This window comes from Mesorhizobium sp. M2A.F.Ca.ET.067.02.1.1, assembly GCF_004023285.1.
Lineage (GTDB): Bacteria > Pseudomonadota > Alphaproteobacteria > Rhizobiales > Rhizobiaceae > Mesorhizobium.
On record NZ_RZSB01000119.1, the window covers coordinates 1 to 11,089 of the forward strand.

The 11,089-nt window shown below is 64.5% G+C and carries 11 protein-coding genes; 5 read left to right on the top strand and 6 right to left on the bottom strand.

The features are described from left to right. The 3 genes from EOA28_RS11700 to EOA28_RS11710 all read left to right on the top strand — a co-directional run. The coding region (locus EOA28_RS11700) for an aldehyde dehydrogenase family protein (RefSeq protein ID WP_128314906.1) at positions 1 to 885 on the top strand (885 nt) is incomplete at its 5' end. Positions 886 to 965: 80 nt separating this feature from the next. Further along, the gene (locus tag EOA28_RS11705; protein WP_126081365.1) at positions 966 to 1,880 is read left to right on the top strand and encodes an SMP-30/gluconolactonase/LRE family protein; all 915 of its coding nucleotides are present in this window, start codon (positions 966 to 968) and stop codon (positions 1,878 to 1,880) included. Between the two features lie 47 nt (positions 1,881 to 1,927). After that, positions 1,928 to 2,857 (top strand): LysR substrate-binding domain-containing protein, encoded by a 930-nt coding sequence (locus EOA28_RS11710; RefSeq protein ID WP_126081366.1) that lies wholly within the window; start codon positions 1,928 to 1,930, stop codon positions 2,855 to 2,857. 23 nt (positions 2,858 to 2,880) lie between these two features. On the opposite strand, the gene EOA28_RS11715 is transcribed toward EOA28_RS11710, so the two are convergent. The 5 genes from EOA28_RS11715 to EOA28_RS11735 all read right to left on the bottom strand — a co-directional run bounded on the left by EOA28_RS11715 (position 2,881) and on the right by EOA28_RS11735 (position 8,104). Continuing rightward, the gene (locus EOA28_RS11715) at positions 2,881 to 4,254 is read right to left on the bottom strand and encodes an MmgE/PrpD family protein (protein WP_128314907.1); all 1,374 of its coding nucleotides are present in this window, start codon (positions 4,252 to 4,254) and stop codon (positions 2,881 to 2,883) included. 20 nt (positions 4,255 to 4,274) lie between these two features. Next, positions 4,275 to 5,219: an NAD(P)-dependent oxidoreductase gene (locus tag EOA28_RS11720; protein WP_292019070.1), complete on the bottom strand. Its 945-nt coding sequence runs from the start codon at positions 5,217 to 5,219 to the stop codon at positions 4,275 to 4,277. A 37-nt stretch (positions 5,220 to 5,256) separates the two neighbouring features. Further along, positions 5,257 to 6,057, bottom strand: coding sequence for an N-acyl homoserine lactonase family protein (locus EOA28_RS11725; protein ID WP_128314908.1), 801 nt, complete (start codon positions 6,055 to 6,057; stop codon positions 5,257 to 5,259). Positions 6,058 to 6,116: 59 nt separating this feature from the next. After that, positions 6,117 to 6,944: an SDR family NAD(P)-dependent oxidoreductase gene (locus tag EOA28_RS11730; protein WP_210211603.1), complete on the bottom strand. Its 828-nt coding sequence runs from the start codon at positions 6,942 to 6,944 to the stop codon at positions 6,117 to 6,119. A 170-nt stretch (positions 6,945 to 7,114) separates the two neighbouring features. Then, positions 7,115 to 8,104 carry a LacI family DNA-binding transcriptional regulator gene (locus EOA28_RS11735; protein WP_210212043.1) on the bottom strand — a complete coding sequence of 330 codons (990 nt, stop codon included), beginning with the start codon at positions 8,102 to 8,104 and terminating at the stop codon, positions 7,115 to 7,117. Between the two features lie 208 nt (positions 8,105 to 8,312). Between EOA28_RS11735 and EOA28_RS11740 the strand changes: the two genes are divergently transcribed. Continuing rightward, the gene (locus EOA28_RS11740) at positions 8,313 to 8,795 is read left to right on the top strand and encodes a hypothetical protein (RefSeq protein ID WP_126081372.1); all 483 of its coding nucleotides are present in this window, start codon (positions 8,313 to 8,315) and stop codon (positions 8,793 to 8,795) included. Between the two features lie 17 nt (positions 8,796 to 8,812). Further along, positions 8,813 to 9,691 (top strand): N-acyl homoserine lactonase family protein, encoded by an 879-nt coding sequence (locus tag EOA28_RS11745; protein WP_126081373.1) that lies wholly within the window; start codon positions 8,813 to 8,815, stop codon positions 9,689 to 9,691. Positions 9,692 to 9,736: 45 nt separating this feature from the next. Here EOA28_RS11745 and EOA28_RS11750 read toward each other — a convergent pair whose 3' ends face one another. Continuing rightward, complete coding sequence (locus EOA28_RS11750; protein ID WP_189342018.1) at positions 9,737 to 10,519, bottom strand: SDR family NAD(P)-dependent oxidoreductase; 783 nt, start codon at positions 10,517 to 10,519, stop codon at positions 9,737 to 9,739. Positions 10,520 to 11,089: the final 570 nt, after the last annotated feature.

Here is an 11,089-nt window from a genome sequence, read left to right on the forward strand (position 1 = left end):
GGAGTCGTCAGCATCATCACCGGCTTCGGCCACGAGATCGGCGACCGCATGGTCACGCATCCCGGCGTGGCGAAGGTCGCCTTCACCGGCGGCGACGCCACCGGCCGGCGCGTCTACCAGGCCGCGGCCGGCGGGCTGAAGAAGGTGACGCTGGAGCTCGGCGGCAAGTCGGCGAACATCGTCTTCGCCGACGCCAAGCTGGAGGCCGCGATCCCCGGGCTGGTCTCGGGCATCTTCGCCGCGACCGGCCAGACCTGCATTGCCGGCTCGCGGGCGCTGGTGCAGCGCTCCGTCTACGATCAGGTGGCCGAAAAGCTGGTCGCGTTCGCGAAAACCGCCAGGATCGGCGACCCGCTCGATCCCGATACCCAGGTCGGGCCAATCACGACGCTGCCGCAACACAAGAAGGTCCTCGACTATATCGGCATCGCCCGGGACGAGGGCGCCCAGCAGCTTCTCGGCGGCAAGGTGCCGGAGGACAAGGCGATCGCCGATGGCTGGTTCGTCGAGCCGACCATCTTCGGCTATGTCAGCCAGTCGATGCGCATCGCCCAGGAAGAGGTGTTCGGCCCGGTTCTTTCGATCATTCCGTTCGAGGATGAGGACGAAGCCGTTGCCATCGCCAACGACAGCATCTATGGCCTCGCCGCCGGATTGTGGACGCAGGACATAGGACGCGGCATCCGGCTGCCGGACCGGCTGGAAGCCGGCATCGTGTGGGTCAACATGTACCGCGCGACGAGCTATCTCTCGCCCTTTGGCGGCTACAAGCAGTCGGGCTTTGGCCGCGAGAACGGCCGCACCGCCATCTACGAATATCTCCAGGAAAAGAGCGTCTGGATCGATGCCGGGAACTCCATTCCGGCCCCGTTCGTCCAGCGCTGAATATTGGCGGGTCGCACGGTCCACCGTCCGGTCCGCCAATCCACACCATCGCCATTCGCCTGCCATAAGCGAGACAGCCGATGTCCTGCTACGAGATCATCGATCCGCGCTTCGGCGACCTTATCGATCCGGTCGCCTTCCTAGAGACGCTGCACACCGGCAACCGCTGGGCGGAAGGGCCGGTCTATTTCGCCGACCTGCGCACGTTGGTCTGGAGCGACATTCCCAACGACCGCATGCTGCGCTGGGACGAGGAGACCGGCGCGGTTTCGCTGTTCCGCGGCAATGTCGCTAATCCGAACGGCAGCACCCGCGACCGCGAAGGCAGGCTTGTCACCTGCATGCAGGGCGAGCGCCGTGTCGTGCGTACCGAATGGGACGGCTCGATCACCGTGCTCGCGGACTCCTTCGAGGGAAGGCGGCTCAACTCGCCGAACGATGTGGTGGTCAAGTCGGACGGCAGCATCTGGTTCACCGATCCCAACTACGGCATCATCTCCGATTATGTCGGGCGCCGGGCCGACCAGGAGCAGCCCGGTTGCCGCGTCTACCGCATCGATCCGCAATCCGGCCGCATCGCTGTCGTCGCCGATGATTTTTCGATGCCCAACGGCCTTGCCTTCTCGCCCGACGAGAAGACGCTCTACATCGCCGATTCCGGTTATCTGACCGACCGCAGCGCGCCGCACCACGTCAGGTCGTTTGACGTTGCCGGCGACAGGCTGGTAAATTCGCGTGTGTTCGCCGAAATATCGCCGGGCATTCCGGACGGGTTTCGGATTGATATCGCCGGCAACCTCTGGATCAGCGCTTGGGACGGCGTCCAGTGCCACACGCCGGCCGGTGAATTGATCGGCAAGATCCTGGTGCCGGAGATGGTGGCGAATGTGGCATTTGGCGGCGCGCGGCACAATCGGCTCTTCATCACGGCGACGACTTCGGTCTATGCCGTGTTCCTGAACGTGCGCGGCGTGAAATATCCTTTCCGCACGTAGAAAGGCTTCGGGCAGGCACCGCCCGGCGGCGGGTTGGGTGGTTTGAGTTGGACACGAAGCAGCTTCAGGTATTCATCGCCGTCGGCTCGGCGGGCAGCTTCTCGAAGGCCGCCCTCGACCTTAATGTCACCCAGCCGATGATCACGCGCCATATCCGCGGGCTCGAGGAAGAGCTCGGCGTCGAGTTGTTCCACCGCAACGGTCGCGGCGTGGTGCTGACCGAAGCCGGAGCGCTCCTGAAATCGCATGCCGACGAGATCGTCGAGCGCATGCGGCTCGCGCAGAACGCCGTATCCAATCTCAGGGCTTCGCCACGCGGCAGGTTGGTGCTCGGCGTTCCGCCCTCCGTCGGGACGGTGCTGACGGTGCCGCTGGTCAAGAAGATCAAGAACGAGTTCCCGAACGTCGCCCTGCAGGTCATCGAAGGCTTCAGCGGCCACATCCTGGAGTGGCTGATCGCCGGCCGCATCGACGCTGCGGTGCTTTACAACTCGCCCAATCACCCTTCGGTGCTGACCGAGCCGCTTGCCGATGACGAGCTTTTCCTGATCGGCCCGGCGCTGCCCGAGCCTCTGCTGCCGCGCGGTCCGGTTGGCCTCGGCGTGCTAGCGGAACTGCCGATGATCCTGCCAAGCCGGCCGCATGGCCTGCGCCGGCTGATCGACAACATCGTCGCCGAGCACGGCATCTACCCGCGCATCGAGATGGAATTGGAGGCGATGCCGTCGACGCTGCTGCTTGTCGAGGAGGGCGGCGGCTACACGGTCCTGCCCTATGCGTCCGTGCACCTGCTTGCCGAAGCCGGCCGTATCGAGGTCTGGCCGTTCGACCCGCAGATCACCCGCAAGCTGATCCTCGCGACCTCGTCGCAGAAACCGATGTCCTCGACATTCCGGCCGCTGTTCCGTGCCGTGCGCACGGAACTGAGGGACATCATCTCCACCCATGTCTGGAAGCCGCCGCAGCACAATCGCTGAGGTCGGGCACGACGGCGTGCGGCCTATGCCTTTGGCCGGGCCAGCGCCATGATCGAACCGACGTCGCTGACGTCGCGAAGCGCCCACAGGCTATCGGCAAGCGCGCCGGCATCGATCGCCGGGCTGCCGTACTCGGCGAGGGCGGCGAACTTATCGCGCAGCGCGGCGTCCGTCATCGGCCGTGCCGGACTGCCCGTGGCGGCCAGCTCGCGCACCTCGAAATGCGCCCCATCGCTGCAGCGGACGGAGACATAGGCCGCCTCGACCGGAATGGCTTCGTCCGTCTCGATCGGACGCACCTTGGCGCGCAATGCCTTCACGTCAGGATCGTTCACAGCCGCGTCGCTGAAATCGGCGGCGCCGGCCGTGCCGCGCAACAGGGCGACGGCGACAGCATGCTGCGCGCTGACCTGCGCTTCCCTGCCCGTGGTGACATCGGGCCTGTCGGCGCGGGCCTTGAGCAGAGGGCAGCCGCGCACGGTGATGTCGCTGACGAGATCGGCGGAGAAATCAGGTTTCCGATGCAGGTCAAGGCATGCGTCGATAACGGGGTTGAGCACCACGCCGCAGGGATATGGCTTGAACATGTTGCGCAGGTTTTCCCAGTCGCTGCCGAGTTCGCGCTCGATCAGCTCAGGCTTTGGCGCGTGGCACAACACCTTGAGGAAACCGCGCGGGCCTTCGAGGGGCATCGGCGGTCCTTCGACCCCGCCCTTCGCCATCAGCGCCGCGAGCAGGCCTCCGCGCGCGGCGGTGCCGACGCCCACGCTCTTCGCCATGAAGCCCAGTGTCTCGACGAGACCCGAAGCCTGGGCGGACGCATTGCCGAAGGCCCAGAGGATTTCCTCCTCGGTCAGATCGAGCAGCTTCGCCGCGGCTACCGCGGCGCCGAAGATTCCGCAGGTCGACGTGATGTGCCAGCCGCGATTGTAGTGGCCCGGCGAGATCGCGTTGCCGATCCGGCAGGTCACCTCCACGCCGAGAACGAAGGCATGCAGAAGCTCGGTCCCGCTGACCGGCCGTAGTTCGGCGAGGGCAAGGACGACGGGGGCCACGGGCGCGGTCGGATGGATGATCGTGCCTTGATGGGTGTCGTCGAAATCGAACACGTTCATTGACGCGGCGTTGAGAAAGGCAGCGGTCGACGCATCCCGCTTCGCGCCATGACCGACAACGGTCGCCGCCGACCCCGCCGAGAAGGGCGCGAGGCTCGCCGCAAGGCGCAGGATCGCCTGGTCGGACGAACCTCCAAGCGCGGTCCCGAAGCCGTTGAAGAGGGCGCGCAGCGCATGCTCGCACACCGGCTCCGGCACGTCGTTCCATTGCGAATTGCGCACGAACGCGGCAAGCCTGCGCGACAGGCCCGGAGCAATCGCCTGAGGGGAAGTGCCGCTCATCGGACTCGTTCCGGCCGGCGTCAGGCCTGGGCCTTCTTGCTGGCGACCGTCACGCCGGCCCAACCCTCGATCGGCTTGATGATTTCGGTCAGGTCCGCATCGGCGCCGAGGTCGCTCTTCGCCACGGTCAGCAACTGCCGCACCGCGCCGCCGACGATCATCGGCACGCCCAGCGCGTCGCTCTCCTCGAGACAAAGGCGAATGTCCTTGGCCGACAGCCCGATGGCGAAGCCGAAATCGAAGCCGCGGGTAAGGACGAATTTCGGGATCTTGGTCAATGTCGCGTTGGAACTGCCGCTGCCCGAATTGATGACCTCAAGCATGACGTCCGGATCGAGCCCGGCCTTGGTGCCGAGCACGAGCGCCTCGGAAGCGATCGACAAAGCCGTCACCGACATCAAATTGTTGATCACTTTGATCATCTGGCCCATGCCGGGCTCCAGGCCGACATGGACCGGCTTGCCTAGCGTTTCGAGCACCGGGCGGATCGTTTCCATCGTCGCGTCGTCGCAGGCGGCCATCATCGCCAGCGTGCCCTTCTCGGCGCCGCCCACGCCGCCGCTCACCGGACAGTCGGCCAGCGAGATGCCGGCCGCCTTGAGGCCTTGCGCGACAAGGCGCTCCGTCCGCGGACCGGTGGTCGAGAGGTCGATGACGATGCTCGCGCCCTTGGCGGAGGTGAGCCCGTCTTGGCCAAGGCAGACGGCCTGCACGATCTCCGGCGTCGGCAGCGAAAGCAGGACCACGTCGCAGCGCTTCGCCAGCTCCGCGGGTGTCGCGGCCTTGCCGGCGCCCTGCGCGGCCAATGCCTCGACGGCGGCCGCATTGGTGTCATAGACGCTCACGCTATAGCCTGCCGCCATCAGGCGCTTCGCCATCGGCGTTCCCATCCTGCCGGCGCCAGCCAGCCCGAGCTTGAGATCAGTCATTGTCGTCTCCATACGATTTTGCGACGAACGCCCCAAGGCTTTCGACCATCAGGGGCGCCGATCAAAAAGGCGCTCACGGCGCTCCGGCGATCGGGTCGAGGTCGAGGCGCACGATGTCGTCCACGCCCGCCAGCGCCGCGGGATAGCGGGCGAGCACCAGCGGATCGTGGCCCGGGATGATGTGGTTCGGCGTGCTGGCGAGCTTCTTCATGGTGGCGTAGCCGTCCAGCATGTCGGTTGCGCTTTCCAGCACCGGGAAGGGCCGGTTCTGCTCGAAATTGGCGTAGAAATGCGATGCGTCGGAGCCCAGCACCACCCACCCGCGCTGCGTCTTCACCCGGATCACCTGCAGGCCCTTTGAGTGGCCGCCGACACGATGCACGGTGAGGTTCGGAGCGACCTCGGAGACGCCGTCATGGAAGGTCACGCGCCCGGCATAGAGCTTGCCGATCATGCTGGCCACGTCCTCATAGTCGAACGGATGCCTGAGATAGCTGTGGCACATGCAGCGTCCCGTGCAGTAGGCCATCTCCACGTCCTGGACGTGATAGCGAGCCTTCGGGAACAGCTCGTGATTGCCGGCATGGTCGAAATGCATATGCGAGATAATGACGTCCTCGACCTTGTCCGGATCGATGCCGATCATCTTCAATCCATCGCCGACCGGGCGCAGCAGATTTCGCTGGCGCCGGTCCGCGACTTTCGCGTCGAAGCCCGTATCGAACACGAAAGTGCGCGACTTGCCGACGATCGCCCAGACGAAATAGTCGAGCGGCATCGGCCCGTCATGCGGGTCGCCGCCGATGAAATTCGCTGCCGCGTTGCGGTCGTGGTGGCCGTAACGGACGGCGTAGACTTCGTACAATTCGTCCATGGATCGCTCCTCTAGACATTACTCCCGCGCAGGCGATGCCGGTCTGCTTCGACCCTAGCTCAACTTGCCAGCCAGCCTGCTTCGACCGGCAGTACCGATCCGGTCATGTCCCGGGCGATCGGCCCGCACAGGAAGACGAGCAGGTCCGAGATGCTCCCGGCCGAGACGAAGTTGCCGCCCGGCTGCTTGCCCTCGAGGAAGAGCCGCTCGGCCGCCGTCCGGTCGATGCGGCGCTCGGCCATTAGCCTCTCCACCCGTTCTTCCGTGCCGGGCGTCAGCACCGAACCCGGGCAGAGGCTGTGACAGGTCACGTCGCGATCCAGGTTCTCCAACGCCACGGCGCGGGTCAAGCCGAGGATAGCAGACTTCGTTGTCACATAGCCGACGCGATCGGTCGTTCCGCGCATGCCGTAGACGGAGGTAATGTTGAAGATCCGGCCGAAATTCCGGCTGCGCATGTTCGGGAGCAGAAGCCGGATGGCGTGGAACGCGGCGGAGAGGTTGACCGCCAGCGCCAGGTCCCATTGCTCGGTCGGGAACTCTATGACCGGAGCGAAGTGCCGGACGACAGCATTGTTGACGAGGATGTCGATCGGACCGAGCACCGACATCGCAGCATTGATCAGTCCTTCGACGCCCGATAGCGTCGAGAGATCGGCCTTGTGGTAGGCAACACGGGCGCCCGTCTTACGGGCGAGATCGTCGCGTTGCGCCTCGATCTGCTCGGCGTCTTCCAGACCGTGCAGTATTACGCCGCAACCGGCCTCTGCAAGCCTTGCAGCCATCGCCTGCCCGAGACCCGCGGTGGAGCCGGTGATCAAGGCGGTGCATTCGTTGAGCGGCTTCGCCCGGGTGGAGGGCGCTGCTCTCTCAGCTTCCTTCGACAAGCTCAAATCCTGTTCCGCCATTCTGCGAGCATTGCCAAGCCCCTCATTCCTACGATAGTCCGCCAGGCAGGCGACTGCTGCGCAGGTCTCGACTTTATATTGGTACCGGTAACAGAATGCAATCGCAGAAAAGCGGGGAGCCGTGTTGCGATACCGGTGCTCGGGGTGGGTCAGGTGCTCTCGCGCTGGATCACTTCGAACTTGAGGTCGACGACGCTGCCGCGCAGGTGATCGGCGCCGTCGATGATGCGGCTGAGCAGGATCCGCGCCGTCCGCTCGCCTATGTCGTAGCGCGGCAGCCGCAAGGTGGTGATGGAGGGGCTGACATGCCGCAACAGGTCGACGTCGTCGAAACTGGCGAGCGCGATGCGGCCGGGTACTGACCAGCCGCGTCGCTGGCACTCGAACAGCGCGCCGACGGCCAGGACTTCGCCGGCGCAGAAAAGCGCGTCGACCTCCGGCACGCTCTGCATTACCCGCGCGACTACTTCGGCGCCAGCGGCAAGGCCGCGTCCCGTTTCCAGGACCATGCGCGGATCAGGTTCGTGACCCAATTGCTTGAGCGCCGCCAGGTATCCCTTGAGGCGGTCCTGCGAGCGGTCATTATGCACGGTATAGAGGCTGGCGAAGGCGATCTTGCGATAGCCGAGCCTGCCCAGATGCATGGTCATCGCGTAAGAAGCATCGCGATTTGAATAGCTTACGACCATGTCGAGCGGCTCTTTGGGGATGTTGCCGTTCTCGACGACCGGAATGCCCGACTTGCGGATCTTCTCGATCGCCTGTGGCGTATGCTCGGTGCTGTGCAGGACGAGCCCGCCGACCCGGTGGCTGAGGAAGACGGTGATGAGCTCCTCTTCCTCATTGGGATCATAGCCCGATTCCGCGATCATCAGCTGGAAACCAGAGCGCTTCAGGACCTCTGACAGGCCCTTGATCGTCTGCGTGTAGATCGAGTTGTCGATGCTTGGAACGATCAGCCCGATGGTCGTTGAGCGATTCGAGGACAAGCTGCCCGCCAGATGGTTCGGCAGATAGCCGATCTCGCGGACCGCCGTCAGCACACGCTCGCGCATCTCCTCTGACACTTTGCCGGGCTCGTTCAGGACCCGCGAGACGGTCATGGTGGAGACACCGGCGCGAACCGCTACGTCGCGCATTCTGGCGCTGCCATTGCGTCTTTCTTGGTTCTGAGAGGATCGCCTGGGCATCTTGGTTACGCTCGGTCCGGCCGGGGCGCATCAAATCATTCCCTTATCGAACAAACAAGCCGTTGGCGCCGATTGCAGCAATTCTGTTGTTACCGATATCAAAATCGGGTAATGCCCAAGCGAGGAGGACGCCGCGATGCCGGCGTGGAGGATTGCAATGGGCGTGTATTCCTGCGTCGGCGTGACGGAGCAGTCGCTGCTGCGCTATGCCGATTCCGCGCGTGACGCGCAGCAATTGATCAGCCAGACCATGACCCAACTGTCCGGCTACGCGCTGTTCCTGCTGACGTCGCGCCGCCAGGCGGCGCTGGCCGAGGGCGCTTTGGCTGGAACAAGACAGGCCGTCATGCAAGCGGCAGAAGCGGTTCGCGGCCTGCAGGCGCCAGAGCCGGCCGCGCACCACTACCATCACATGCGCGGTGCGGCCGAGACGCTCATGGAAGCCTGCGCCGCGGCGACGGCGTGCCGCGGGGCGCAGGACAGGTCGGACAAACGGTTCGACACGCTGACACGCGCACTTCGCGCGACGAGCGACCATCTGCGGGCGACGTCGCGCCTGTTGCCCGGCTTCGAGCTCATCGATTTCGGACAGGCCTGTTGCGCCGTCCACGCGCCGGGCCTGTCCGGGCAAGGCATCTAATCAATCAGGAGGATTGAATGGCACACTACTCGATCTGGGTGCTCGAATACGCGGCGGTGGAGAAGTTCCCCTTCAGCGTCATGATGTACGGGCCGCAGCACCAGGGCACGCGCAAGCTTCCCTATGCCTACGCGCTGCTGAAGGGCGGTGGCGAAACCATCCTGATCGATACCGGCTACGACCATGTCGCTTACGGCGAGCAACTGGCCACCGCCTATGGCGTCTCGAACTATCACGGTCCGCGCGCGGTCCTCGCCGAATGCGGCGTGAAGCCGGAGGACGTGACCAGCGTCTTCATTACCCATGCCCATTTCGACCATATGGGCGCCATGCATCTGTTCCCCAACGCCAAATTCTACGTCCAGAAGAGCGAGTTGGACAAATGGGTGTGGGCGCTCACGCTCGGGCCGGAATACCGGTTCCTCGTCGGCGGCGGCGATCCGGCCGATATCGTGCGAGCGGTCGAGGCGGCGAAGGAAGGTCGCATGATCTGCATCGATGGCGACCAGGAGAACGTGCTGCCGGGGATCGACGTCCATCTCGCCGCCGACACCCACACTTATGGCAGCATGTATGTGACTGTCCGCAACGACGGCACCAGCGCCGGCGAGGATCGCTGGATCTTCGCCGGCGATCTCATCTACACCTACGACAACCTGACCGGGCTCGATCCGGCAGCGCCGCAGATCGTGCCCATCGGGCTTGCCGTCGGCAGCCAGCACAATCTGATCTTCTCCAGCGCCGAGATGCTGAAATCGGTCGGTGGCGAGGTGCGCAGGGTGATACCGGTGCATGAAGACCGGCTACGCACGACATTCCCGTCGCGACTGACGGACAAAGGTCTCCAAGTGGTGGAGATCGCCCTCGCCAAGGGCGAGAAGAGCTGCGTCGCCTGAATGAAGAGGAACAAGGCTGGGGGCTGTGCCCCAGCCTTGAAAGCGTCAGAGCTTGTCGGCGCCCGCGACGAAGCCGCCGCCGTCGATCACCACGGCCTGCCCGGTGATGAAGGATGCGGCGTCCGATGACAGGAAAAGCACCAGCTGCGCGATTTCGGACGGGTCGCTGATGCGGCCCATCGGGATCATCGGCAGCACCGTGTCCTTGGCGCTCTGCTCGCTGCCGAACATGCCGCGCAGCAGCGGCGTCATCACCGAGCCAGGCGCGATGGCGTTGACGCGGATGTTCTTGCGCGCGACTTCCAACGCCACCGAGTTGGTGAGGCCGATCACGCCCCACTTGCTGGCGCAATAGACCGCGGTCGTGGCGAAGCCCATGACGCCGAACAGCGACGAGGTGTTGACGATCGCGCCGCCGCCCTTGGCGGTCATGTGCGGGACCTGATGCCTGAGGCCGTTGAAGATGCCGCGCAGATTGACGTCCATCAGCAGGTCGTAATCTTCGTCATCGAGCTCGTGCACTGGCACGGTCTTGCCCGGGACGCCGGCATTGTTGAAGGCGATGTCGATGCGCCCGAACCGCTCGAAGGCATGCTTGTGCAGGGCCGCCATCGCCTTGCTGTCGCGAACGTCGACTTCCTCGAATTCGATCTCGACGCCAAGCGGCTTGACCTCTGTCTTGAGGCTTTCTCCGGAGTCCGCGCCGATGCCGGAGACGTAGAGATTGGCTCCGGCCTTGGCGAAGGCCAGCGCCGTTGCCCGCCCGATGCCGGTCGTCCCGCCGATCAGGATGACGTTCTTGCCGGAAAAGTCATAGGTCACTTTCATGTCTGCTCCCATCTCGCTCGAGCTGTTACGCGCTCGCGGCGCTCTCCACTTAGACCGCCTCAGCCATAGCCCTAGCCTGATACCGATAACAAGAAAAATCAGCTTGGCAACGTGAACTCGTCGATTTCAAATCGCATGTGATGTCGCAACGGCGAATTTCTCGGGCGGGTTGACGGCGGCTATTGCCGGTCTGCTAAAACTGCCATATGGTACCGGTACCAAGATCAAGCGGCAGGCGCCTCTGTCTCATGTTGGCTCGTGAGAGCCGCAGCGGAGGGGTGCATGCAAGCGGCCGGCAGGGGTGCCCGACGGACACGGCGAAGCCGGTGTCCCGGCGCCCCTGGTCGAGTCCGAGGAGAGGGAACGGTCGGTCCGCCATGGGCCGGCACCAACGGGAGAGGAGGATTTCCCAGATGAAAAGGCTTTTGCTTGCCTTACTGACCGCTGGAACGATGATCGTTTCAACTGCTGTGCAGGCGCAGGACCACAAGACGCTCGGCATCGTCGCGCTGCTCGCCAATGACGCGCTCAACATCGCGGTCATCGGCGGGGCGACGGGCGCAGCCAAGG